20 protein-coding genes are annotated in these 24,423 nt (G+C 59.8%); 9 read left to right on the top strand and 11 right to left on the bottom strand.

From position 1 onward, the window contains the following. Window position 1 precedes the first annotated feature (1 nt). Window positions 2-1,387: an HlyD family type I secretion periplasmic adaptor subunit gene (locus JFT86_RS20915; protein WP_242489308.1), complete on the bottom strand. Its 1,386-nt coding sequence runs from the start codon at window positions 1,385-1,387 to the stop codon at window positions 2-4. Beyond that, window positions 1,387-3,510 (bottom strand): type I secretion system permease/ATPase, encoded by a 2,124-nt coding sequence (locus JFT86_RS20910; protein ID WP_242489563.1) that lies wholly within the window; start codon window positions 3,508-3,510, stop codon window positions 1,387-1,389. Before JFT86_RS20910 ends, JFT86_RS20915 begins: the two co-directional genes overlap by 1 nt. Before the next feature lie 377 nt (window positions 3,511-3,887). Between JFT86_RS20910 and JFT86_RS20905 the strand changes: the two genes are divergently transcribed. Beyond that, entirely contained in the window at window positions 3,888-4,772 is an 885-nt protein-coding gene (locus JFT86_RS20905) for a LysR family transcriptional regulator (protein WP_201233397.1), read from the top strand. Between the two features lie 46 nt (window positions 4,773-4,818). Here the strand turns inward: JFT86_RS20905 and JFT86_RS20900 are convergent, their stop codons facing one another. The 6 genes from JFT86_RS20900 to JFT86_RS20875 form a co-directional block, all read right to left on the bottom strand. Beyond that, the gene (locus JFT86_RS20900) at window positions 4,819-5,919 is read right to left on the bottom strand and encodes an alkene reductase (RefSeq protein ID WP_201233396.1); all 1,101 of its coding nucleotides are present in this window, start codon (window positions 5,917-5,919) and stop codon (window positions 4,819-4,821) included. A 210-nt stretch (window positions 5,920-6,129) separates the two neighbouring features. Next, on the bottom strand, window positions 6,130-8,793 hold the full coding sequence (gene mdeB, locus JFT86_RS20895) for an alpha-ketoglutarate dehydrogenase (RefSeq protein WP_201233395.1): 2,664 nt from the start codon (window positions 8,791-8,793) through the stop codon (window positions 6,130-6,132). A gap of 37 nt (window positions 8,794-8,830) precedes the next feature. Then, window positions 8,831-9,139 carry a putative quinol monooxygenase gene (locus JFT86_RS20890; protein WP_201238144.1) on the bottom strand — a complete coding sequence of 103 codons (309 nt, stop codon included), beginning with the start codon at window positions 9,137-9,139 and terminating at the stop codon, window positions 8,831-8,833. 29 nt (window positions 9,140-9,168) lie between these two features. After that, entirely contained in the window at window positions 9,169-10,353 is a 1,185-nt protein-coding gene (locus JFT86_RS20885) for an L-dopachrome tautomerase-related protein (protein WP_201238143.1), read from the bottom strand. Window positions 10,354-10,408: 55 nt separating this feature from the next. Continuing rightward, window positions 10,409-11,416 carry a zinc-binding alcohol dehydrogenase family protein gene (locus JFT86_RS20880; protein WP_201238142.1) on the bottom strand — a complete coding sequence of 336 codons (1,008 nt, stop codon included), beginning with the start codon at window positions 11,414-11,416 and terminating at the stop codon, window positions 10,409-10,411. A gap of 216 nt (window positions 11,417-11,632) precedes the next feature. Continuing rightward, window positions 11,633-12,640 carry a zinc-binding alcohol dehydrogenase family protein gene (locus JFT86_RS20875; protein ID WP_201233393.1) on the bottom strand — a complete coding sequence of 336 codons (1,008 nt, stop codon included), beginning with the start codon at window positions 12,638-12,640 and terminating at the stop codon, window positions 11,633-11,635. Between the two features lie 110 nt (window positions 12,641-12,750). Here JFT86_RS20875 and JFT86_RS20870 point away from each other — a divergent pair, with 110 nt between their 5' ends. After that, window positions 12,751-13,641 carry a LysR family transcriptional regulator gene (locus tag JFT86_RS20870; protein WP_201233392.1) on the top strand — a complete coding sequence of 297 codons (891 nt, stop codon included), beginning with the start codon at window positions 12,751-12,753 and terminating at the stop codon, window positions 13,639-13,641. A 157-nt stretch (window positions 13,642-13,798) separates the two neighbouring features. Then, window positions 13,799-14,701: a bestrophin family ion channel gene (locus JFT86_RS20865; protein WP_201238141.1), complete on the top strand. Its 903-nt coding sequence runs from the start codon at window positions 13,799-13,801 to the stop codon at window positions 14,699-14,701. Here JFT86_RS20865 and JFT86_RS20860 read toward each other — a convergent pair. Continuing rightward, window positions 14,680-14,823, bottom strand: a complete 144-nt coding sequence (locus tag JFT86_RS20860; RefSeq protein WP_201233390.1) for a hypothetical protein — start codon at window positions 14,821-14,823, stop codon at window positions 14,680-14,682. The two genes, JFT86_RS20865 and JFT86_RS20860, sit on opposite strands and share 22 nt — an antisense overlap. Window positions 14,824-15,074: 251 nt before the next feature. Between JFT86_RS20860 and msrA the strand changes: the two genes are divergently transcribed. Further along, window positions 15,075-15,581: a peptide-methionine (S)-S-oxide reductase MsrA gene (gene msrA, locus JFT86_RS20855; protein ID WP_201238140.1), complete on the top strand. Its 507-nt coding sequence runs from the start codon at window positions 15,075-15,077 to the stop codon at window positions 15,579-15,581. Window positions 15,582-15,648: 67 nt separating this feature from the next. Next, window positions 15,649-16,128 carry a GNAT family N-acetyltransferase gene (locus JFT86_RS20850; RefSeq protein ID WP_201233389.1) on the top strand — a complete coding sequence of 160 codons (480 nt, stop codon included), beginning with the start codon at window positions 15,649-15,651 and terminating at the stop codon, window positions 16,126-16,128. Window positions 16,129-16,174: 46 nt separating this feature from the next. Here the strand turns inward: JFT86_RS20850 and JFT86_RS20845 are convergent, their stop codons facing one another. Next, the gene (locus JFT86_RS20845; protein WP_201233388.1) at window positions 16,175-16,423 is read right to left on the bottom strand and encodes a hypothetical protein; all 249 of its coding nucleotides are present in this window, start codon (window positions 16,421-16,423) and stop codon (window positions 16,175-16,177) included. 72 nt (window positions 16,424-16,495) lie between these two features. Next, the gene (gene solA / locus JFT86_RS20840; RefSeq protein ID WP_201238139.1) at window positions 16,496-17,719 is read right to left on the bottom strand and encodes an N-methyl-L-tryptophan oxidase; all 1,224 of its coding nucleotides are present in this window, start codon (window positions 17,717-17,719) and stop codon (window positions 16,496-16,498) included. A gap of 348 nt (window positions 17,720-18,067) precedes the next feature. Between solA and JFT86_RS20835 the strand changes: the two genes are divergently transcribed. From JFT86_RS20835 to JFT86_RS20820, 4 genes are all read left to right on the top strand, one after another. Continuing rightward, complete coding sequence (locus JFT86_RS20835) at window positions 18,068-20,476, top strand: glucose/quinate/shikimate family membrane-bound PQQ-dependent dehydrogenase (protein WP_201238138.1); 2,409 nt, start codon at window positions 18,068-18,070, stop codon at window positions 20,474-20,476. Window positions 20,477-20,581: 105 nt separating this feature from the next. After that, window positions 20,582-21,871, top strand: a complete 1,290-nt coding sequence (locus JFT86_RS20830; RefSeq protein ID WP_201238137.1) for a carbohydrate porin — start codon at window positions 20,582-20,584, stop codon at window positions 21,869-21,871. Between the two features lie 223 nt (window positions 21,872-22,094). Continuing rightward, window positions 22,095-22,922: a DMT family transporter gene (locus tag JFT86_RS20825; protein ID WP_201233385.1), complete on the top strand. Its 828-nt coding sequence runs from the start codon at window positions 22,095-22,097 to the stop codon at window positions 22,920-22,922. A gap of 110 nt (window positions 22,923-23,032) precedes the next feature. Then, entirely contained in the window at window positions 23,033-24,163 is a 1,131-nt protein-coding gene (locus JFT86_RS20820; RefSeq protein WP_201238136.1) for an aminotransferase class V-fold PLP-dependent enzyme, read from the top strand. Window positions 24,164-24,423: the final 260 nt, after the last annotated feature.

The following is a 24,423-nucleotide window of genomic DNA, read 5'->3' as shown; positions in this document are numbered from 1 at the left end:
CTCAACGCTCCCGCAACGCTTCGGATTGATACTGCTGGATGGGACTGAGCAAGTAGTCGATCACCCGGCGGTCGCCGGTGCGGATCTCTGCGGTGACACTCATGCCCGCCTGCAACGTCAGCCATTCCTGACCTACGGCGATGGCGGCACGGTCCAGGCGGATGCGTGCAGGAAACACCAGGCCCTGCTGTTCGTCCTTGATTGCGTCACCAGAGACGTGGCTGACAGTGCCGCGCAAAGTGCCGTAGCGGGTATAGGGAAAAGTATCAATCTTGACCTCCACCGGTTGCCCGGCGCGGACAAAGCCGACGTCCTTGTTCAGCACCATGACCTCGGCATCCAGCTCGGCGCCTTCGGGCACGATCACCAGCAGTTGCTGGGCCGGTTGCACCGCGCCACCGAGGGTGTGCACCGCCAGTTGCTGGACCACTCCGTCCACTGGCGCCAGCAAGGTTTGCAGGCGTTGCCGGTCACGGCCACGAATCAGTTGCTGCTCGAGTACGGCGATGTCCTGATGGGTACTGTTGAGCAGATCGTGCTGCTCGCGCTGGGTCCTGGCGAGGAAGCTGTCGCGTTGTTCGACTCGGTTCTGTGCCTCAGCCTTGAGCACCTGGAGTTCGGCGTTTTGCTGGGCCAGCGAGCGCTCGACTTCCAACTGTTCTTTTTCCTGCTCAAGCAATTCGACCTGCGGCATCAGTTGCTCCGCCGCCATCGCCCGCCGGGCGTTCAAGCGTTGGCGAATATTGCTCGCGAGTTTCCCCAGGGCGGCAATCTCCACACTGCGTGCGCGCTGATTGGCGTGATTGATACTGATCTCGGCGCGCAGGCTGTCGAGGTTGGCGCTGATCTCGCGCCAGGTGCTCGCCAGCTGCGCCCTTGCCGTCGCCACCTGCTCTGGATTCAAGCCAGCAGGCGGCTGATAACTGCCCAGCGGGTCGTTGTTCAATAACGCCTGCGCCCGCGCCCGCTCCAGCAGCTTGAAGGCCAACTGGGCCTGCAACTCGCCCAACTCGGCATCGACGCCAATCGGGTTCAGCGCCACCAAAGGCTCGCCGGCTTTGACGCGTTGCCCGTCTCGCACGTGGATCGCGCTGACTTCGCCGGCCTCGTGGGCCTGAATCACTTTGGTGTAACTGGAGACCATCAGCCGGCCGGTGCTGCTGGCGTGGATATCGAGAAACCCGAGAATTGCCCAGCCCAATGCCAGCAGGACCGACGCTATCAGCAACAAGGCTGTGGCCCGCGCCCACGGGGCCGGTGGCCGCTCGACGATCTCCAGATAGCCGGGCTGAAACTCATATTCGTCCCTGCTGCGCTTGAGCACGGCAGGGGCTGCGCGTAATGCTCGCCACGCTTGTCGCAGGGCTTTGAGTGTAGAGCCGGCCATCATGCATCCTCCTTGAGCAGCGCCTGCTGCAAAGCCCAAAGCCGTGCATAACAACCACCGTTGGCGAGGAGTTCGACGTGGCTGCCGGACTCGCTGATTTGCCCCTGTTCCAGCGCAATGATGCGTTGGCAGTGACGCACCGCCGACAGCCGGTGCGCGATGATGATCACCGTGCGGCCCTCGGCGATCCGCGCCATATTGTCTTGGATCAGGGCTTGGGATTCATCGTCGAGGGCGCTGGTGGCCTCATCGAAAATCAGGAGTCGCGGATCGCCCATCAACGCTCGGGCAATGGCCATGCGCTGACGCTGGCCGCCGGACAGCGAACTGCCCGCCTCGGCCAGCACCGTGTCGTAACCCAGGGGTAATTGCAGGATGAATTCGTGAGCGCCGGCCAGGCGCGCAGCCTCGATGACGTCTTCCAGGCTGGCGGTCGGATGGCGCAGAGCGATGTTTTGCCGCACGCTGCGGTTGAACAGGTAGTTTTCCTGCAACACCACGCCGATCTGGCTGCGTAGCCAACCCGGCTCCAGCTTTTGCAGCGGCTGACCATCGATCAAGATGCGCCCTGCGTCGGGCACATAGAGTTTCTGCAACAAGCGCGTGAGCGTGCTTTTCCCCGAGCCGGAAGGCCCGACGATGCCGAGGGTCTGCCCGGGGGCGATGTACAGATCCAGATTCTGCAGCACCAGATCGAGGTCGGGGCGATAGCGGAAGGCCAATTGCTCGATACGCACTTCACCGCGCAGCGCCGCGACCGGGCGTTGCTGGCCGTGGCTTTGCTCCACCGGCAGGTTGAGCATGTCCCCCAACTTGTCCACCGACACCCGCACCTGGACGAATTGCTGCCAGACATCAATCAGCTTGGCCAGCGGCTGACTGACGTGGGACAGCATCATGTTGAAGGCGATCAACTGGCCCAGCGTCAGCTCCAGGCCGATCACTTTGTGTGCCCCCCAACAGATCACGGCAACGGCCGTGAGCTTCTGCAGCAGCGTCACGCTCTGACTGATCGCGCTGCCCAGCGATTGGCTGGCAAACCCGGCCTCGACCATCTCGGCGGTCTGCGCCTCCCAGCGCCGTTGCATCCGGGGTTCTACCGCGAGGCTCTTGATCGTTTCGCTGCTGCTGACGGTTTCATTGAGAAAGGCTGTGTTGCGCGCAGCACTCTGGAATTGCCGTTCGATACGTTTTTCCAGCGGCCCGCTGCTGGCCCAAGCCAACAGGAAATACACCGGCAACGTCGCCAGCACCAAAAGTGTCAGCGGCCAGGAGATCCACGCCATCACCGCGAAGAACACCAGGGTGAACGCGACGTCGACACACAGGGTCAGCAAGGAGCCGGTGAGGAACTCGCGAATGCTGTCCAGCTCCTGCACCCGGGTGATAATCGCGCCCACCTGCCGTTGCTTGAAATACAGCAGCGGCAAGCCCAGCAGATGGCGGAACAGTTTGACCCCGAGGCCAATGTCGATGCGGTTGGCGGTATGCGCCGACAAGTATTCGCGCAGCCCCTTGAGCAGGACTTCGAATACGCCCACGACCACCAGCGTCACCACCAGTACATCCAGAGTGGCCAGCGCCCGGTGGACCATAACCTTGTCCATCACCGCCTGAAAAAACAACGGTGTGGCCAGCGCCAGTACTTGCAACAGCAAAGAGCACAGCAACACTTCGCCCAGCACTCGCCGATGGCGCAATAACTCAGGGACAAACCAGGACAGATCGAAACGCAGTCCGCCCTGGCGCACGCGGATCACTTGCGCGCTCCACTGCGCTGCCAGTTGCTCGCGCTCGATCACCTGCGGGGTGTCGGCCGAGGGAGACTGGATCAAGGCCTGGGTCTCGGAGAGTCGGGCCAACACCGCAAAGTCTCCGGCCTCGTTTCGCCAGGCCAGTGGCAGCATTTTGGGGGTCAACTTGCGCAAGGACAGGCGCTCAAGACGCAGGTCAATGTCATTGGCGGTGCCGTAGGCTCTAACGGCGGTGCGCAGGTCAGTCTGAAACCGTCCGGCCTCGACATCCGCCTCATGGCGCTGACTCAGCTGCAACAACAGTCGGCAACAGCCGAGTGCCGAGTCCGTCATGATCGCTTCGGCCTGGCTGGCGACAGGCCGCTCCATAAAAGGAGTTTCGGTCACAAAGATCTGCGTCATCGCAGGGCGCTCGATGGCGCGCGGTACGGTGTGGTGTGACGAGCGCTTCGCATAAAACTCGCTTTCCTTGATGGGGCTGGCATAACCCGATCATGTGGCAGCGACTGCAAATTGATAATCAGCGGCCCAGTTGATAACTGTTAAGGAAAAATTGATAACGAGCCTCTGCCAGGTGCATTGCGCCCCTCTGCCGCTCCTCGTGCCACGGCTGGTTATTCACACGCTGAGGAATGTCTTTGGCCTGGAGAAACCCTCGCCAGCCAGACAATGGAGGAACGCTATCGCTGATTCAGATGGCGTAGAATCCAGCGAAAAGCGCAATCGCATTCAGGGAAATCCGAATAATGCTCTTCGAAAATCTGGCGCTGTTTTTGTTGATTGTCGAGAAAGGTGGCCTGTCGGCCGCAGGCCGTGAGGTAGGGCTTTCGCCGACATCAGTCTCGGAGCGACTCGGGGCTTTGGAGAAGCATTACGGGGCGACATTGCTCACCCGTACCACCCGGTCGATCAGCTTGACGGATGAAGGACGGCTTCTGGTGGAGGGTGCGCGTCGACTACTGGCGGACGCTGAAGACATCGAGAGCAATATCAAACTGGGCACAGAACGCATTTCCGGCCTGATACGGCTGAGTGCACCGGTTGACCTGGGGCGAAATCGTCTCGTGCCCATTCTGGATCAATTTCTCGAAGAAAATCCTGACGTCAGCCTTGACCTGAACTTGACTGACGGTTACCTCGATCTTGCTGGCCAGGGCATCGACTTTGCCATTCGTTATGGCGCGTTGTCCGACAGTACGCTGCGTGTGCGAAAGCTCAGCGAAGGACGGCGCGTTGTCTGTGCATCACCGGCCTATCTGAGTGTTCATGGCACGCCACAACACCCATCGGAGTTGGCGCAGCAGCAATGCATTCTGATGCGCTTTGGCAGCAACATTCATCGCGAATGGCAGTTCCGCGCCAATGGTCGTTCTTTCAAGGTCCGGGTGTCGGGCCGGCGCATCGCCAATGACGGCGATCAAGTGCGGCAGTGGTGTCTGGCCGGTCATGGTATCTGTATCAAGTCGTACATCGACGTGCGCGATGACTTGAAAGCGGGTCGACTGATCGAGGTGCTGGAGGCCTATTCACTGCAAGGGGTGGACTTGCAAATTGTCTACCCTTCCAGCCATGCACTGCCACGGCGGGTCAAATTGCTGATGGACGAAATCTCCTTGAAGCTGGCGACTTGAGCCCGATTCAAGGAGATTTGTGGCTGGGTTTTCTGAGCCTTTTGGCTCAGCCGTGCTGAGACCAGGCAGGAAAATCGGAGTAACCACGTTCGGTGCCACCAAACAGCTCGGCACCTTCCAGATCGGCTAATGGATAACCCTTCTCCAGTCTCAGAGGCAGATCCGGGTTGGCGACGAATTTGCGGCCGAAAGCGACAAAGTCGGCATAGCCCTTACTCAACATCCAGTCGGCCTGTTCCAGGTCGTACTTGCCGGCCACCACAATGGCGTTGTGAAAATGCTCGCGCACCGCCCGCCGGAACGCCTCGGGAAATACCGGCGCATCATCCCAGTCCGCTTCGACCAGATGCAGATACGCAATGCCTTTTTCCTGCAAATAGGTGGCCGCTTCCAGAATCGTCGGCAGAATGTCCGGACACTCCATGCCTCGTGCCGTCAGAAACGGAGCCACGCGAATCGCCGTGCGATCGGCACCGACCTCATCGATCACCGCATCCATGACCTCTTTAAGAAAGCGCAGGCGGTTTTTGCGCGAACCGCCGTACTCATCCGTACGCAGGTTGGAGGTGCTACGCAGGAACTGATCAATCAGATAGCCATTGGCGCCATGAACTTCCACTCCGTCGAAACCTGCCGTCATGGCGTTGCGGGCGGCTTTGCGGTAGTCGTTGACGATGTCGTGAATCTCGTCGCGGCTCAGCGCACGTGGCGTAGGGCATTTGACCATACTGCCTGCACCCGTCGACGGGTCGACTTTCCAGATGCTGCCGTCGAACGGGATTGCAGAAGGCGCAACTGGTAGCTCGCCGTTATGGAAATCGGGGTGCGACATGCGCCCCACGTGCCACAGTTGCAGAAAAATACGTCCACCCGCGGCATGCACCGCATCGGTCACCAGACGCCAGCCTGCTACCTGTTCGTCGCTGTAGATTCCCGGGGTAAAGGAATAGCCTTTTCCCTGCGGAGAGATTTGCGTGGCTTCACTGACAATGAACGCCGCCGATGCCCGCTGAGCGTAATAGATCGCGTTCATGGCATTCGGAACATCGCCAGGCTGAGTGCTGCGGGAGCGGGTCATGGGGGCCATGACCACGCGATTCGGGGTACGTAACTTACCAACCGCGCCGGGACTAAAGAGTTTGGACATGAGCGTCTCCTCGTAGAGATTCAGTGGATCTTCCGGGCGCAGAATAGCCCTTTGGAGATTTCTGATAATCGGCCCCGACCGGGAAACATATTACGGTCAATCCGGATAATCGATACGCTGGTAGGCCGATCCTGCTCCGGGCTGAACAGGCCACTCTGCGTACGCCAACACACCGCAGATGACCTGCAAAAGCCCTTGCGACACCAAGACTCAACGATTCCAGGGCGCCTCATCGTGTGCATCAATGCCGTACTTCTCCAGCGCCCGGGCGTGGGTCTGCGGATCAAGCGAAGCCAGCGCCGCCAGCACAATGTGCAAACGATCCACCTCAAAGAACCCGCGCAACGCCGAGCGCGTGTCGCTGCGGCCGAAACCATCGGTGCCCAGCGCCACATACGGTGCCTCCAGATATGGCGCCACCAGTTGCGCATAGGCGCGGACGTAGTCGCTGGCCGCCACAATCGGCGCGCTGCCGGGCAGGCAGCGTTGCAGATGGCTTTGCGTCTGGCAGTGCCCGGCAAACAGTTGCCGGCGCTGCACTTCGCGGGCATCACGGGCCAGTTCGGAAAAACTGCTGACGCTCCAGACTTCACTGCTGACCTGCCATTCATCCTCAAGCATCTGCGCGGCCGCAATCACCTCACGCAAGATCGCCCCCGAACCCAGCAAACGTACCGTCGCCGGGGTAGCCCCATGACGGGCGTACAGGCGCATCCCGCGAATGACGTCGTCGTATTGCGCAGGTTCAAGTGGCGCCTGTACGTAGTTTTCGTTGGTCACGGTCAGGTAATAGAACTCGTCCTGCTGCTCCTCCAGCATGCGCCGGCTGCCATGGTCGATGATCACCGCCGCCTCACTGGCGAAGGCCGGATCGTAGGCGCGGCAGTTGGGGACGGTGGCGGCAATCAATTGGCTGGAGCCGTCCTGATGTTGCAGACCTTCGCCGGCGAGGGTCGTACGTCCGGACGTTGCCCCGATCAGGAAGCCCCGGGCGCGTTGATCCGCCGCAGCCCAGATCAGATCACCGACGCGCTGGAAACCGAACATCGAGTAGTAGATGTAGAACGGCAGCATTGCCTCGCCGCTGACGCTGTACGACGTGGCCGCAGCGACCCAGGACGAAATCGCCCCGGCTTCGGTAATACCCTCTTCCAGCAGTTGCCCGTCGGCAGCCTCCTTGTAGTAGAGCAATGCGCCGGCATCTTCCGGCTCGTACAACTGCCCCACGGAGGAGTAGATGCCGATCTGCCGAAACAGGTTGGCCATGCCGAAAGTGCGTGCTTCATCAGCAACGATCGGGACGATCCGCGGCCCCAGTTGTTTGTCCTTGAGCAGGTGGGTGAACAGGCGTACGACCGCCATGGTCGTGGAGTTTTCCCGATCATCCGGCGTGAGTGCGAAGCGCGCGTAGCTGTCGAGTGGCGGAACGCTGATGGCGGCGGCGCGGCTGTTGCGTTTGGGCAAATAGCCGCCCAATGCCTGTCGCTGCTGATGCAGGTAACGCAACTCAGGGCTGTCGTCGGCAGGCCGGTAGAAACGCATTTCTTCCACAGCCTGGTCGTCCAGCGGCAAGGCAAAGCGATCACGAAACGCCTTGAGCGCTTCGACATCGAGTTTTTTCTGCTGGTGAGACGTGTTGCGCGACTCGCCGATCCGGCCCATACCGAAACCTTTCTTGGTTTTCGCCAGAATGACGGTCGGCCTGCCCTTTTGCTGTTTTGCCGCCGAAAAAGCCGCGTGCAGTTTGCGAAAGTCGTGACCGCCCCTGCGCAACGCATCGATCTGTTGCGGGCTCATGTGCGCCACCAGCGCCTGCAATTGCGGGTCCTGATTGAAGAAATGACTGAGGTTGTATTCACCGTCATTGGCGCCCAGATTCTGATACTCGCCGTCCACCATGGCGGCGAAGTGGCGTAACAGCGCATGCCCCTCATCGCGCGCGAATAATGGGTCCCACTCGGAACCCCACAACACTTTGATCACGTTCCAGCCGGCACCACTGAACAGCGCCGCCAGTTCCTGAACGATTTGCCCGTTGCCCCGGACCGGGCCATCGAGGCGTTGCAGATTGCAGTTGATCACAAAGGTGACGTTGTCCAGATTTTCCCGCGCCGCCAGCGACAGCGCGGCAATCGATTCTGGCTCGTCCATCTCGCCATCGCCGAACACGCCCCAGACATGCCGCCCTTGCGTCGTCGCAATCGAGCGATGTTGCAGGTAACGCAGGAAGCGCGCCTGGTAAATCGCATTGATCGGACCGATGCCCATCGAACCGGTGGGAAACTGCCAGAAGTCCGGCATCAGCCAAGGGTGCGGATAGGAGCACAAGCCACCGCCATCCACTTCTTGCCGGTAACGCTGCAATTGCGCTTCCTGCAAGCGCCCTTCGAGAAATGCCCGCGCATACACGCCCGGCGCCGAATGGGCCTGGAAGTACACCAGATCACCGCGCCCGGCCTCACTGTCTGCCCGGAAAAAGTGGTTGAAACCGACCTCGAATATCTCGGCGGCCGAGGCAAAACTCGCGATATGCCCGCCCAACTCGCCGTAGGCCTTGTTGGCTTTCGCCACCATTGCCAAGGCGTTCCAGCGGATGATCGATGTGATGCGCTCCTCCATCACCAGATCGCCGGGATAGTCGGGCTGTTGCTCAATCCCCAGGGTGTTCTGGTAGAGCGAGTAGGCGCTCGTGGCACTCTGTACGCCCAACCGATCAGCCTGCTCGGCCAAACGCTGAAGCAAGTACCGCACACGCGCCTTGCCACCGACCCGCGCAACACCGGTCAGGGCTTCCAGCCATTCGCTGGTTTCGATCTCGTCGCTGTCTTGCGGAACCGGCAGTAAATGATTTGGCCGTGGCACTGACTCTTTCATTGCAGAACACCCCGAAAGGTTGAATGGGCAAGCGTTATCAGGACGAGACTTGTTCGAGAAAAATCAACTGCAGCGGCTCTTCGAGCAAGTCATCCGCCGTGGCGGCGAAGCGCTGGAAATACGGCATCGCGAAATGCGCATCCAGCGCCGCCTGATTCTTGAAAGCCTCGCGCATGTAGAACGTCCCGCGCGCGTCACGCAGCTCGAACAATACATAGTCGAGATTGCCCGGCTCCTTGCGGGTTGGCTCAACCAGCGCCAACAGTCCCTCTTTCAATGCCTGCTCCTTGCCCGCCTTGGCCTTGAGTACGGCAATTGACACCAACACTTCAGTGGACGCATTCATCATCAACTCTCCAATGGTTAAAACAGCTTTCAACGGGTAGGCGCAGGCGCCGCATCGATTTTCAGGCGCATCAGGCTGTAGGGTTTTTGCCGCTGATCCTGGCCACCGCGAAACGCTGCCTGGCGGTGTAGCTGATTGGCGGTGAAATACAGGTAACCGTCCGGGCCGATGGACAGGGTGTCAGGCCAGAGCAGACGCGGGTCGTGCACCAGTGTCTGCCATTGACCATCAGGCAGGCGTTTGCGAATCGAGTTGTGCTCGTAGTCACCGGCGTAAAGGGCGCCGCTGGCGTCGGCCTCCATGCCATCGGACGCACCCTTCTCTCCCAGGTCCTGCACGGCGGCAGCCAGTTGTGTTTCGCTGACGCTGGCATCGCGCAGGAGTGCGGTGGAAATGGCATACAGGTGCCGACTCGACAGCGGCGTGAAGTACAGCGTCTTGCCGTCCGCCGACAGCGCAATCCCGTCAGAGGCCACCGCCAGCGGTTTGGCTTTGCCGTCCGCGCCTTTGACCGTGACCGGCAAACCTTCAACCACTGGCACAAATGCCGGATCAACCGAGGTCGCCGGCACTCCGCTCAAGCGGCGCATGGCGCGGCCAGTGGCGATGTCCATGACGATGATTGCGCCCGGCCCACGCAGCGACGAATCGGTGAGGTACACCGTGCCTTGCACACCGGTACGAAAATCAAAACGCATGTCGTTGACGTAAGTGCTTGGCAGCATCACGTTGTCCGGGAAGACCAGGCGTTTGACGATCTTGTTGCTGGCAAGGTCCACTGCGACCAGTTTCGCCCCACGCGGCTTCGGGTCGGCAAAACCCGGGGCCGCCGTGTCGAGTAGCCAGACCCTGCCCTGACCATCGGCCACCACGCTTTGTACGCTGATCAAGCCATCACTCGGGTCGTTGGGGTTTTCCCGATTGATGGCCGCATTCGGATAGGCCACAACTTTGCCTTCGCGGATTTCGCCCACGGTAAACGGCACATCGTCGCCCCAGCGTGGGTAATTGACGAAGATCCGTCCCGTCTCGGTAACCGTCACCCCGGTCGGCATTGCGTCATAAAAGGCATGCACTTGTTCCAGTTTGCCGAAGGATCGGTCAGCGGGTGCGTCCGCTGGTAAAGCAACGGCATTGATCGCTTGGGCAAACGGCACTGCGAGCACGGCCGCCGAAGCAATGAGCAACGCAGCGGGTAGTTTTTTCATACGCATAAAGTTCTCCTGACAGGCCTTTCAAAGGCCCGTCTGACTGTTCGGGTGGCGGTGCTCAGAAACCTTCCAGGACGATCTTGCCTCGGGCTTTGCCGCTCTCGACCAGCGCATGGGCACGACGCATGTTCGCCGCGTTGATCGCACCAAAGTGTTCGCCGACGGTGGTTTGCAGAATGCCCTGATCAATCAGGTCCGAGACACGGTTGAGCAGGTGATGCTGGTTGATCATGTCCGGCGTTTCGTACAGCGAACGGGTGAACATCAGCTCCCAATGCAACGACAGGGATTTTCTCTTCAGCGGCATCACATCCAGGCTTTCCGGATCGTCGATCACGCCAAAACGCCCCTGCGGTCGAAGCACCTCGATCAGTTGTAAAAAGTGCTGCTCGGTGTGGGTCAGGCTGGCGACGTAATCGACCTCGGCAATGCCCAGAGCCTGCAACTGGCTGTGCAGCGGCAGACTGTGATCAATCACGTGATGCGCGCCCAATTGCTTCACCCAGGTAGCGGTCTGCGGACGAGAGGCCGTGCCGATCACCGTGAGTCGGGTCAGCTGACGGGCCAGTTGCACCAGCATCGAACCCACGCCTCCCGCCGCCCCCGTGATCAACAGGCACTTGCCCTCTCCCGCGCCTTCTACAACGCCCAGCCGGTCAAACAGCAGTTCCCAGGCTGTGATCGAGGTCAGTGGCAATGCCGCTGCATCGGCGGCACTCAATGAGCGTGGCTTGTGCCCGACAATCCGCTCATCGACCAGATGCAGTTCGCTGTAGCTGCCGGTGCGGGCAATCGAGCCGGCATAGAAAACCTCGTCGCCGGGTTGAAACAACGTCACCTCAGAGCCGACGGCACGGACGATACCGGCGGCGTCCCAGCCAAGGATTTTCGGTTCTTTGGTGAAAGTGCCGGCGCGTACTTTGGTGTCGACCGGATTGACCGACACCGCGCGCACTTCGACCAGCAAGTCTCGCGGGCCCGGCACGGGCGCAGCCATCTCGATGTCGTGCAATGCTTGTGGATCTTCAATAGGCAGGGCGTGTTGCGTAAAGGTAATGGCTTTCATGGAAACTCGCTGTCTGAAGGGCTGAAGCGTTAACGTGCCGCCATCTTCGACTTCCCATGGGTAAAGAAAAACCTGAGCAAAGCGCCAACACTTTCACTTTTGCAGTGAAAATTGATCACCAATGCGCTGAGCCCCATGGTGATCACTCGGCAAAGCACCTCGCACTCGCGCCTTACGAAACGCAAATGCATGGCAGGACGCCCTCAGCGGCGGTGCTCAGCGACCTTGGCTGTCGCGGCCGTTTTTGGCTTTGAAACCATCGAGCAGTGCGCGGGTACGACTCATGGCTGACGTATCGGCAGCGCTCCCACGCCCATTGGCGCCGGGCAGCAAAACACCTTGGTCAATCAAGCTGGCGATACGATTGAGCAAGTGATGCTGGTTGATCATGTCGGTGGTTTCAAACAGCGATCGGGTGAACATCATTTCCCAGTGCAACGATAAAGACTTTGTCTTCAGCGCTGTCGCGTCCAGGTGCCCGGGATCGTCGATCACGCCCAGACGTCCCTGCGGGCGCAGTATCTCGATCAACTGCAAAAAATGCTCATTGGTGTTTGCCAGGCTGGCGACATGGCTGACGTCGGCAATCTCGAGTGCTTGCAGTTGAGCCCCCAGCGGCTGACCGGGATCGATGACATGGTGCGCACCCAACTGCCGAAGCCGCTCTGCCTTGTCCTGACATGAGGCCGTTGCAATCACGGTCAGGCGAGTCAACTGACGGGCCAGTTGCACGAGCATCGCGCCAGTGCCTGCGGCCTCTCCCATGATCAGCAGACATTCGCCTTGCGCCGAATCCTGCGCAACGCCCAGGCGGTCAAACAGCAGTTCCCACGCGGTTACGCAATATAAAGGCAATGCCGCCGCCTCAGCCGCACTCAACGAGCGCGGTTTGTCTCCGACAACTCGCTCATCCACGCAATGGAATCTGCTGTAGCCGCCGGGCGCGGCAATTGTCCCTGCAAAGGAGTAAAACACCTCATCGCCGGGTTGAAACAGTGTCACCTCTGGCCCGACTTGACGAACAATGCCAGCGGCACCCCAGCCGAGTATTTTCGATTCTTTGGTACCGGTTGCTATTGGAACCTTTGTCTCGAGCGGATTGACGGCAACCGCAAGCAGTTCAATCTGCATTGCTCTTGGGCCGGGAACCGCTCTGATGGTTGGGTCTTGCGAATAGGCGTCCTCGATCGATGAGCCCGATGGGGTGAAGGTGAAGACGTTCATGAAGACTCGCTGTTCGAAGGGTTGACGCACACACTTACAAACATTTTCGTCCTCCTTTGAACAAAGAAAAACCTACAGAATGCGCCAACACTTTCACAGCAGGAGTGAAGATGATTCGCATTGATGATCTTGGTTTGTTTACGCGCAGTGCCGCGCTGGGCAGCTTCACGGCGGCTGCGCTGGAAGCGGACTTGTTGCCAGGCCAGGTCGCGGCCGCCATCAAGCGCCTGGAACGCGAACTGGATGTGCGCTTGTTCGCACGCACCACCCGCAGCCTTCGACTGACCGCCGAGGGTGAGCAATACCTGCCTACCGCGCATTCGGTGCTTGAAGCGCTGAAGCTCGGGCGGGAAAACCTGCGCGGTGAGAACACCCCGCTTCGAGGCGCACTGCAAGTCACCGCCCCGTCTGATCTGGGGCGCAATGTGTTGTTGCCGTGGCTGTCGGCCTTCCGCCGTGAGCACCCGGAACTGACACTACGTTTCGTGTTGTCCGATCAGGTCGCCGATCTGTTCCGCGACCCGGTGGACGTTGCTATCCGCTACGGCTCCAACGAAGACGCCAACTATGTGGCGTTGCCTCTGGCACCCTGGAACCGTCGGGTGCTGGTCGCTTCACCGGAATACGTGGAGCGCCATGGTCAGCCGACAACGCCGGATCAACTGCTCGAGCATCCCTGCCTGCTCTATCTGCAGAATGGGCGGGTATTCGACAAATGGAACCTGGGCGGGCGAACCATACAGGTCTCGGGCCCGCTGTTCAGCGACGACGCCGATGTAGTCCGACGCTGGGCATTGGAGGGCGAAGGCATTGCCTGCAAGTCCTGGCTGGACGTAAGCGCTGACGTGATCGCCGGCAGACTGGTCGTATTGCTGGAGGATCATCCGGGCAATGCCTCGCCGTTGAGTATGGTCTGCCCGCACCGCAAGCAGATCTCTCCTGCCGTTTCGCAACTCTATTCGTGGTTGCGAGAACAGTTTTCCCGCATGGAGCGAATTTGAATCCGGGGCGTGCGGGTGTCAGGCGTCGAGAAGAGTGAGCAGGGAGTTGTTTAGCTCGTGACTTCCCGACGGACCGACGTCAGCCGCCGAACCTTTACCGCGAAAACAGCGTCCGAGCTAAGGCACCCATGCTTACCGCTCGCCACGAGGTTTCCGTTTGAAAGCTGCCATCGTCAAAAAATACCGTCTGATCATCAAGACCATGGGCTATGTGGGCTGGTCGCTGTTCTGGCTGCTGCTCTGGGACATCGCCGTCACCGTGGACTTCATGCTGTTTCTCAACGCCAAGATCAATTTGCCGCTGATGCCCCTGACCTTGCTCGGTTCGGCGCTGGTGGTGCTGATCAGCTTTCGCAACAGCAGCGCCTATAACCGCTGGTGGGAAGCGCGGACGCTGTGGGGTTCGATGATCAACAGTTCGCGCAGTTTCGCCCGTCAGGTGCTGACGCTGCTGGACGATCCCGATAACGAGATCAATCCAGTCAAGGCGACCCTGTTGCGTCGCCACGTCGCCTACGTAAATTGCCTGGCGGCGCATCTACAGGGTCAGCCTTGCCCTGAGGAAGTCAGGGCGTTTATTCCCGCCGATGAATTCGCCCGCAGTGGCACCACCAACAACTTTGCCAACGACATCCTCACCGGTTCTGCCGCCCTGCTCGCCCGGGAATACAAGGCCGGGCGCCTGGACAGTATTCGCCTGGCGCGGCTGGAGTCGACGCTGGTGGATTTGTCCAACAGTCAGGGTGGCATGGAGCGGATTGCCAATACTCCGCTGCCCTACCCTTATGTGTATTTCCCGCGCCTGTTTATCTCGCTGTTCTGCCTGATCGTTCCCGTGGGGCTGGTCGAGTCGCTGGGCTGGTTCACGCCGCTGGCGTCGACCGTGGTCGGTTTCATGCTGCTGGCCATCGAACGCATCGGCACCGATCTGCAAAGCCCGTTTCGCCACAGCGAGCACCAGATTCAGATGGAAGCGCTCTGCGAAACCATCGAGAAAAACCTGCAATCGATGCAGCGTGACTCGTTGGGGCACGCGCGTCAGGTGGAAGAAATCGCTTGAACGCCGCCCTTCAACTCGTCCCAACGGGCGCGGGTGAGGCCGTAGCACTTGCACGGTTTGGTCACGTTGGCCAGGGTCAGGTCGGCGTCATACAGGTGCACGGCGCCCAGCCTCAACTTCATTGCCGGCCAGCGGCTCAAGCCTCAGCGTCGGGCCGGACAAGGTGGGTTGGCAGTCGAAAACGGTTGCAGGCATGGGTTGCGTTCCATCAGGGCAATGAGCGTGTCGCGAGTCTAAATTGACTGCAGGCAAAGGAAAGATCCATTACGACGGATATTGATGGGGCCATAAAAATGCGCCTCACCCTTGGAATTGCCCTGCACGCCCTCATAACATTGGCTACACCCAACGTCCCACGAGAGGAAGACAGGCCATGACCAGTCAAACCGAAACTGCCATTCTTGCCGGAGGCTGCTTCTGGGGCATGCAGGATCTGCTGCGACGCTACCCCGGCGTGCTGCAGACGCGCGTCGGTTATACCGGCGGCGATGTGCCGAATGCTACTTACCGCAATCACGGCAATCACGCCGAAGCCATTGAAATCGTCTTCGACCCGGCCGTGATCAGCTATCGGCAGATTCTCGAATTCTTCTTCCAGATCCACGATCCCAGCACGCCTGACCGCCAGGGCAATGACCTCGGCCCGAGCTACCGCTCAGCCATCTACTACCTCAGCGAAGCGCAGCGCGACATCGCCGAAGACACGGCTGCCGACGTCGACGCATCAAAACTGTGGCCAGGCCGGGTAGTCACCGAAATCGAACCGGCGGGACCGTTCTGGGAAGCGGAACCGGAGCATCAGGATTATCTGGAGCGCATTCCGAATGGCTACACCTGCCATTTCATCCGGCCGAACTGGAAGTTGCCGAAGCGCGCCTGAGCCTAAGGTTGCTCCCCTCATTCGTCTGTGCGACGTCGGGGAGGACGTTAATTTTTCAAGGAAGACCATGGACATTCGATCGACGCAAACCAGGGACTGGAAGCTGCTCAAGCAAGTACGACTCGCCGCGCTGTTGGACGCTCCAACAGCGTTTGGCGTGAGCTACCAATCCGCCGCTGCCTACACCGATGAACAGTGGCAAGAACGCGCCTCGTCAGCCGGAACCGAATTCTGGCTGGCTTACGAGCAAGACAGACCTGTCGGCATGATCGGTGCGGCCGTCAGCAGTGCTAATCGCTTTAACCTGATCGGGATGTGGGTCGAGCCTGCTGCCCGAGGCTCAGTTGCGGCGACTCGGTTGGTCAACGTCGTAAAGGCGCGTGCGACGCAGCGAGGCTTTGATCGGGTGTTCCTCGACGTCTCTCCCGACAACGCGAGAGCCGCAAACTTCTATCTGAAGCAGGGTTTCGAGTTCCTGGATGAATGGGAACCGCTGGAAAGTCACCCGCATATTTCGGTGCAGACCATGTGCTGGGTTGACGGCTGATTTGCAAGCATCTGCCAGGGCGTAAAGCCCTGGCAGATAGCAGCTATCACTTTTTCTTTTTCGCAGGCTTGTCTGCCTTCTTCGAGTCCTTGGCCTTGTCTGGCTTGCTGTCAGCTTTCTTGGCAGATTTCTTCGGTTCGGCGTCTTTTTTCTTGTCCTTCTTATCGGACGATTTTGAAAGCGCCGAGGCCGCTGCGGATTTCTTTTCAGGTGATGACTTTTTGTCCTTCAAATCCTTGCTGGCTTTCGAAGCTTCACCTTTGTTTTTCTTCTCGTCTTTAGCCACGCTGACCACCTCTCGGAATATGCCGGTATTGGCACAACGCCTGTGCAATTGACCACAAGCTGATCATTAGGGTGAGCGCGCTCAAGCGCGGTTCAAATTATTTTGCTGCGGGCCAGGCGTGTGGGCGTTCGTGGTTTCCCCTTCAAAGCGTTTCAAGGAGAAAGACGACAGATCCAGATCGCTCGAGCCGCGCATGCACCACTGCGCAAACGCCTCGCCAAGCGCGGCGGAGTGCTTGAAACCGTGGCCGGAACAGGCTGAAACGAACAAGGTGTGTTGCAGGGACGGATGCGCATCGATGATGAAATGGCGGTCCGGTGTCACCGTGTAGGCGCAGACCGCAGATTTGAGCACCGTCGATGTCACACCCGCGATACGGCCCTTGACCTGCTGCTCGTACATGTCCTGCGCTTCGGCCGCAGAAACCGTGCGGTCGATGTCTTGCGGCGAAGTCACGGTGTGGTACTGCGCCGTGGCGATTTTCAAACTGCCTTCGCCGGCCAACGCGGGAAAGCCGTAATTGACTTTGTCGTCGCCGCGACCGTGAGTGAAGATGAATGTCGGTGAATGACCAACCAGTCCGGTGTCTTCTTCCAGTTCGAACCAGAACAATTTCTGCCGGTAGACGCTGAGCAGGTTTTCGAACGGTTTGCCGAGCAGCTCGCCACTCCAGTTGCCCGCACTGATCACCAGTTTGTTGGCCAACAGCGTGCGACGGTCCGTCGTGACGGTGACGCCCTGCTCGTCCGAGCTGATCGCGGTTACCGTTTCACCTTTGTGCAGAATTGCACCGTGCTGCCCGGCGAGTCTGAGCTGCACGTCGATGCAGCGTTCCGGGCGAACAAAACCTCCGTCCGGCTCGAAATAGCCGATGGCCGTATCGTGCACGTCGCTGAATTGCGGAAAGCGCTGGCGAATCTGCGTGGCGTTCAAGACTTCGTGCTCGATGCCGTAGGTCTGCGCCAGATTGATGGTGCGCAAGGTGAAATCGGTTTTGTCAGCGGGGTCGAACTCGGGGCTCGACGTCAGCACCAGTAACCCGGACTGCTCAAACAACGACTCTCCCGTCAGCGCCTCAAGTTCGCGCCAGATACGGTGGGAATTACGCACGATGGGCACGTATTGCGCGCCCTCACCCACTGACAGCCGCGTGATGCGTGTATCGCCATGGCTGGAGCCGAGGTTGTGTGGCGGATGATGGCGATCGATGCCGACGACATTCACGCCTGTTTTCGCCAACTGATACACCGTTGCGGCGCCCATGGCACCCAGGCCCAAAACCACTACTTCACAGCGTTCGGACATCAATAGCTCCCTGCCAAAAAGGCTCCAGTTGAGCGGTAAACCTATCAGGAATCAAAGATTGACGGAGCATTTGCCTGATCGTGTGAAGGAGCGGCTCTCAATCCTGCCGTACGTCGGGCAATCGCTGGCTGATTGCCGAAATTTCATACCTGTCATAAGTGACAACCCTTCTGACATAAACAGCGCTTTCCGCGACCTTTGGATAATTGCGTCAGCCCTATGACGAATGCCCGGCAGCTCTATAGGCGCGTGCTTGAGCGGCGAACTACGCTTCCGTCAGAAATAGTGATTTAACTAGGTAGTTACCTATCTATATAATGCACGCCTCATTTCAACGGGACATTCAACGTGAAGCAGAGTCAACGCCTCTCGGGCATATCAAAATTCATTCTGGTCGGGCTGGGCGTGGTCATCGCCCTGCTCGGTCTGGCACTCGCTGCTGGTGGCGTGAAATTGGTCAGCCTGGGAGGCTCGTGGTACTTCCTGCTGGGTGGCTTGGTGATGGCCGTTTCCGGCCTGCTGATTGCTCGCTTCAAACCGGCCGGTGCGTGGTTGTTCGCAGCCTTCCTGGTCGGAACGGCGATCTGGGCGGTGTGCGATGCCGGGCTGGTGTTCTGGCCGGTGTTCTCGCGCCTGTTCATGTTCAGCGCCATCGGCGTGGTGGTGGCGCTGGTGTATCCACTGCTCAAACGCGCCAACGGCGGTGTCCCAGGGCGCGGCGCTTATGCGCTGGCCGCTGTGCTCGCCATCGGTGTGGCGGTCGCGGCCGGCAACATGTTCGTTGCGCACCCGACTGTCGCCGCCACGGGCACTGGTCCGGGCCTGACGCCGGTCGAGCCGGAAAATGCGCAGAAAGACTGGGCGCACTACGGTAATACCGAAGGCGGCAGCCGCTTCGCCGCGCTGGATCAGATCAACCGCAACAACGTCGACAAATTGAAAGTGGCGTGGACCTACCACACCGGTGACGTCGCCGAGAGCGATGGCAATGGTGCCGAAGACCAGCTCACGCCGTTGCAGGTCGGCAACAAGGTGTTCATCTGCACCCCGCACAACAATCTGATTGCGCTGGATGCCGACACCGGCAAGGAACTCTGGAAAAACGCCATCAACGCCCAGTCGAAAGTCTGGCAGCGTTGCCGTGGCATGGCGTATTTCGACGCCACTGCCGCCGTCGCCAAACCGAGCAGTTCTCCGGTGACCCAACAGGCTGCAGTTACGCCTGGCGCCAACTGCCAGCGTCGTTTACTGACCAACACCATCGACGCACGTCTGATCGCTGTCGATGCCGACACCGGCGAGTTCTGCCAGGGTTTTGGCAACAACGGTCAAGTTGATCTGAAGGCCGGTCTGGGTGATGTCCCGGACAGCTACTACCAATTGTCCTCCGCCCCGCTGATGGCCGGGACCACCGTGGTGGTTGGCGGTCGCGTCGCCGACAACGTGCAGACCGACATGCCCGGCGGCGTGATCCGTGGTTTCGACGTGATCACCGGCACCATGCGCTGGGCGTTCGACCCGGGCAATCCGCAGGATAAAAACGCACCGGCCGACGGCAGCACCTATGTACGCAGCACGCCGAACAGCTGGGCGCCGATGTCTTACGACCCGGCGACCAACACCGTGTTCCTGCCGATGGGCAGTTCCTCCACCGACATCTACGGTGTCGAGCGCAGCAAACTCGACCACACCTACGGCGCCTCGATCCTCGCGCTGGACGCCAACAGCGGCGAAGAAAAGTGGGTGTTCCAGACCGTTCACAACGATCTGTGGGACTTCGACCTGCCGATGCAGCCAAGCCTGATCGACTTCACCAAGGACGGTAAGTCCGTTCCTGCGCTGGTAATCGGCACCAAGGCTGGGCAGATCTACGTACTGGATCGTGCCACCGGCAAACCGCTGACCGACGTTAAAGAAGTGCCGGTCAAAGCGGCGAACATCCCTGACGAGCCTTACTCGCCAACCCAGCCAAAATCGGTGGGCATGCCGCAGATCGGTGCGCAGCACCTGACCGAGTCGGACATGTGGGGCGCGACCCCTTACGATCAGTTGCTCTGCCGCATCGACTTCAAGGGCATGCGCTACGACGGCTTGTACACCGCGCCGGGCACCGACAAATCCCTGAGTTTCCCTGGCTCGCTGGGCGGCATGAACTGGGGCAGTATCTCCACTGATCCGGTGCACGGTTTCATCTTCGTCAACGACATGCGCCTGGGCTTGTGGATTCAGATGATCCCGTCGCAAAACAAGGCTCAAGCGGCTTCCGGTGGCGAAGCACTGAACACCGGCATGGGCGCTGTACCGCTGAAAGGCACGCCGTATGCGGTGAACAAAAACCGCTTCCTGTCGGTTGCTGGCATTCCTTGCCAGGCACCGCCGTTCGGCACGCTGACCGCCATCGACATGAAGACTCAGAAAGTCGCCTGGCAGGTTCCAGTCGGCACCGTTGAAGACACTGGTCCGCTGGGTATTCGCATGCACCTGCCGATCAAGATCGGTCTGCCAACCCTCGGCGGCACCCTGTCGACCCAAGGTGGCCTGATCTTCATCGCCGGTACTCAAGACTTCTACCTGCGCGCCTTCAACAGCGGCAACGGCGAAGAGATCTGGAAAGCCCGCCTGCCGGTGGGCAGCCAGGGCGGCCCGATGACCTACGTTTCGCCGAAGACCGGCAAGCAGTACATCGTCATCACGGCCGGTGGTGCGCGTCAGTCGACCGATCGCGGCGACTACGTGATGGCTTACGCCTTGCCGTAAACCTCGGCGCCTATGCCCAGCATGGGCGCTTTCTTTCGAGCGCGGCACCTACGGGTGCCGCGTTGCTTTTGCGATACCGCTAAAGATTTCAGCAGGAAGATTGTCATGTTTCGTTTTTCTCAAACCGCTTGGCTCAACGGCGTACTGTTGGGCCTGACCTGCAGCGCCGCCCTGCCCGCTTTCGCTTCTGATGATGCAAACCTTTTGACCCGCAATACCCTGACCGGCGACTGGGGCGGCCTGCGTCACCAGATGGACGAGGACGGCGTCAAATTCACCGGCGACTACAGCGGCGAGACGGCCTACAACGCCGATGGTGGTCTGCATCGTTCGGCCCGCTACTCGCAGAACATCAAGCTCGGCGTGCAATTCGACCTGAGCAAGCTGTACGGCGTCGACAATGCCGGCAAGGTCCAGTTGAGCATCAACGACCGCCGCGGCAACAGCGCTTCCGAGGATCTGGTCGGCAACCGTCTGCCGATCCAGGAAAACTACGGCGGGCTCTACACCCGCCTGACCGAATTGAGCTACGAGCGCAGCCTGTTTACCCCGGCGCTGAACGTGAAGCTGGGTTACATGGCCATGGGCAACGACCTCGGCGGCCTCGACAGCGGCATTCTCTGTAACTTCATGAACGCCGGCTTCTGCGGGCATCCGCTGAACATGTCCGGCGGCAGTGGCTGGACCAACTACCCCAACGCCCGCCTCGGCGTGCGGGTGAAATACGATCTGTCGCCTGAGTGGCAACTGCGTGTGGCCGCGTTCAATGTCGATCCCGAAAGCAACGGCAATTCCAGCCGCGCCTGGCACCTTGGCCCGAAACACACCACCGGCACCGTGGTGCCGATCGAACTGGTGTACAAGCACGCGGGTGAATTGCCCGGCGAATACAAGGTTGGCTATTACTACGACAGCTCTGATGTGAAACGCATCGGCAGCGACAAGGAAGTGTCCGGTCGCGGCGGTCATTACCTGCTGATCGATCAGGCGGTGTGGCGCTCCGAGACCTCCGAGGGTCGCAGCCTGCATGCCTTCGGTCAATATTCGGCAGCCAGTGAAGCGGCTTCGCCGTTCAGCAAGTGGTACGGCACCGGCGTGGTCTTGTACAAACCCTTCGAAGGCCGCCCGCGTGACACCCTTGCTCTGGGCTACGGCCGCGCGGTGCCCAACCCGCGTAGTCGCGACGTGCTGCAAGACGCTGCGCAGAACAACGGCACAGCATTCCCGAATCTGGACAGCGCCGAACAGTTGATCGAACTCGGCTACGGATATCAGGCCACCCCTTGGCTGACCCTGCGCCCGAATCTGCAGTACATCATCGAACCGGGGGCGTTTTCCGGGCAGGACATCGACAATGCGTTGGTGGTGGGTTTGCAGGTGAAGGCGTCGCTTTGATTGCTGGCCATAAAAACCTTTACCCGAACCAAAGTTGATCTGTGGCGAGGGAGCTTGCTCCCGCTGGGGCGCGAAGCGGCCCTTTTCTTGCGCAAAAGAAGGTCTGCTGCGCAGCCCAGCGGGAGCAAGCTCCCTCGCCACAGATACTGCGCGAAATTCGTTCACTCGACACCGGGTTGTTAGGTAGATTAGCTGACGGCCCACGCCCGCTATAGGATCGCGCATGCCCTATCCCATCATCTTCCTCGTCCTCTTCGCAGCGCTCTTGCATGCCAGCTGGAATGCCGCGTTGCGCGGTGGCGCCGACAGACTCTGGTCGATGACGATCATGTGCGTGGCGGTAGCGATTGTCAGCATCGCAACTGCTTTGTTTTTGCAGGCTCCGGCCAAGGCCAGTTGGTTCTACGCGGCGCTTTCAGCAGTCCTGCACGTTGGCTACAACTTGTTCCTGGTGCGCAGCTATAAGGTTGGCGACCTTGGGCAGACTTACCCTATCTCGCGTGGGTCCTCACCTATCCTGATTACCCTTGCCGCTTCGGTTTTTGCCGGGGAAACGGTCGGGGCCGTCGCGATGTTTGGCATTTTGCTGGTGTCAGGCGGGATCATCTCGCTGGCCTTCAAAGGGCGCAAACTGGCCGTTCCCAGTCTGCCGTACGCCCTCGGAACCGGTTGTTTCATTGCGGCTTACAGCGTAACGGATGGCATTGGCGTGCGCCTGTCCGGCGCGCCGATGGCCTACACGGTATGGATGTGCGCCTTGTGGGGCGTGTTGATGCCGCTGGTGTACGTCGGCATACGCGACACGAAGAGCCTGGTGACCTTGCGACCCGGGTTCATCACGGCCTTCATCGGCGGTCTGGTTTCACTGCTGGCCTACGGCATTGTCATCTATGCGATGTCCGCCGCGCCCATGGGAGCGGTGTCGGCATTGCGCGAAACCAGCGTGTTGTTCGCGGCATTGATCGGGTACTTTTTCCTCGGCGAGACACTGACTGTGCGAAAGATCCTTGCCTGCGCGGTGATTGCCATCGGTACGATCATCATTGGCTGACGCCAGGGGGCGCAAAACCACTGGTCAGCTATATTGGATCGGCTGGTGTCCTTCCTGAACGCTTGGGGCAGGGTCGACACCACTGAAATCGCTGCCAAAGGAGTCACCTCATGTCAAAGCTCTATCCCAGTATCGATCCCGAGGGGCTGATCGAGTACTCAGTGGTCTACACCGACCGCTCGCTCAACCACATGTCGCAGTCATTTCAAGACGTGATGAAAAACATCTCCAAGACCCTGAAACAGGTCTACCACGCCGAAGCTGTTGCGGTGATTCCGGGCAGCGGTACATTCGGCATGGAAGCGGTAGCGCGGCAATTTGCTACCGACCAGCAATGCCTGGTGATCCGCAACGGCTGGTTCAGTTATCGCTGGAGCCAGATCCTTGAGATGGGCAAAATCCCGGCGGCCACCACGGTGCTGAAAGCCCGACCGGTCGAAACGGGTCGCCAGGCTGCCTACGCCCCGCCTCCTCTGGACGAAGTGCTGGCAGCCATCGCGGCGCAGAAGCCGCAGATTGTCTTCGCCCCTCACGTTGAAACCTCATCAGGGATTATCCTGCCCGACGAGTACCTGCGAGCCGTCGGCGACGCGGTGCATGCGGTCGGTGGCCTGTTTGTGCTGGACTGCATCGCCTCAGGCGCCCTGTGGGTGGACATGCACAAATGCGCCGTCGACCTGCTGATCAGCGCACCGCAGAAAGGCTGGAGCGCCTCCCCTTGCTGCGCGCTGGTGATGTTCAGTGCTTTGGCCCTCGAGCGCATCGAACAGACGCAAAGCAGCAGCTTCGCCTGCGACCTGAAAAAGTGGCTGCAAATCATGCAGGCCTACGAACAGGGCGGACATGCCTACCATGCGACCATGCCCAGCGATTCCCTCGCACGCTTCAACGAAGTGATGAAAGAGACGCAAGCCTACGGTTTCGACAAGGTCCGCGACGAACAGCAGGAGCTGGGCGATCGCGTGCGCGCCATGTTGACCGCCAAAGGCGTCAAAAGCGTCGCCGCAGCGGGTTTCCAGGCCCCAGGCGTGGTGGTGAGTTATACCGACGACGCCGACATCAAGAGCGGCAAGAAATTTGCCAGCCACGGCCTGCAAATCGCCGCTGGGGTGCCGTTGCAATGTGACGAACCGGCCGACTTCCAGACCTTTCGCATCGGTCTGTTCGGACTCGAGAAGCTGCACAATATCGAGCGCACGGTGAGCACGTTTGAGCAGGCACTGGACGAGGTGATGGGTTAACTGAGCCCCAGCGAATATCTGGAAATCACGCCAGTGGCCCAATGTCAGCAAAACTGACGACGGGGACAGACAGAAATCGGCCGGTAGCAGACGTACAAGGAGCAGCCGGCTAGTATTTCCGCTTTCTAGTCAAAAGCCGAGAGTCCAACTCAGTGCTGAATCGCGATGCCGCCTCCCGCTCAAGATTCGAGAACTAGCCCACACGTAAATGCCAGGCTCAATCACAGGTGAAACTGCCTGGGATTGAACCGTGTTCGTGC

The organism is Pseudomonas sp. TH06, from assembly GCF_016651305.1.
In the GTDB taxonomy this organism is placed as follows: domain Bacteria; phylum Pseudomonadota; class Gammaproteobacteria; order Pseudomonadales; family Pseudomonadaceae; genus Aquipseudomonas.
This window is presented reverse-complemented; position numbering and strand designations above follow the sequence as displayed.

Coding starts and splice junctions, on each gene's coding strand:
- JFT86_RS20830 (WP_201238137.1), top strand. CDS start 20,582: ATGTTTCGTTTTTCTCAAACCGCTTGGCTCAACGGCGTACTGTTGGGC.
- JFT86_RS20915 (WP_242489308.1), bottom strand. CDS start 1,387: ATGGCCGGCTCTACACTCAAAGCCCTGCGACAAGCGTGGCGAGCATTA.
- mdeB (WP_201233395.1), bottom strand. CDS start 8,793: ATGAAAGAGTCAGTGCCACGGCCAAATCATTTACTGCCGGTTCCGCAA.
- JFT86_RS20825 (WP_201233385.1), top strand. CDS start 22,095: ATGCCCTATCCCATCATCTTCCTCGTCCTCTTCGCAGCGCTCTTGCAT.
- JFT86_RS20820 (WP_201238136.1), top strand. CDS start 23,033: ATGTCAAAGCTCTATCCCAGTATCGATCCCGAGGGGCTGATCGAGTAC.
- JFT86_RS20900 (WP_201233396.1), bottom strand. CDS start 5,919: ATGTCCAAACTCTTTAGTCCCGGCGCGGTTGGTAAGTTACGTACCCCG.
- JFT86_RS20860 (WP_201233390.1), bottom strand. CDS start 14,823: ATGAAGTTGAGGCTGGGCGCCGTGCACCTGTATGACGCCGACCTGACC.
- JFT86_RS20890 (WP_201238144.1), bottom strand. CDS start 9,139: ATGAATGCGTCCACTGAAGTGTTGGTGTCAATTGCCGTACTCAAGGCC.
- JFT86_RS20910 (WP_242489563.1), bottom strand. CDS start 3,510: ATGGAGCGGCCTGTCGCCAGCCAGGCCGAAGCGATCATGACGGACTCG.
- msrA (WP_201238140.1), top strand. CDS start 15,075: ATGACCAGTCAAACCGAAACTGCCATTCTTGCCGGAGGCTGCTTCTGG.
- JFT86_RS20870 (WP_201233392.1), top strand. CDS start 12,751: ATGATTCGCATTGATGATCTTGGTTTGTTTACGCGCAGTGCCGCGCTG.
- JFT86_RS20875 (WP_201233393.1), bottom strand. CDS start 12,640: ATGAACGTCTTCACCTTCACCCCATCGGGCTCATCGATCGAGGACGCC.
- solA (WP_201238139.1), bottom strand. CDS start 17,719: ATGTCCGAACGCTGTGAAGTAGTGGTTTTGGGCCTGGGTGCCATGGGC.
- JFT86_RS20905 (WP_201233397.1), top strand. CDS start 3,888: ATGCTCTTCGAAAATCTGGCGCTGTTTTTGTTGATTGTCGAGAAAGGT.
- JFT86_RS20850 (WP_201233389.1), top strand. CDS start 15,649: ATGGACATTCGATCGACGCAAACCAGGGACTGGAAGCTGCTCAAGCAA.
- JFT86_RS20880 (WP_201238142.1), bottom strand. CDS start 11,416: ATGAAAGCCATTACCTTTACGCAACACGCCCTGCCTATTGAAGATCCA.
- JFT86_RS20885 (WP_201238143.1), bottom strand. CDS start 10,353: ATGCGTATGAAAAAACTACCCGCTGCGTTGCTCATTGCTTCGGCGGCC.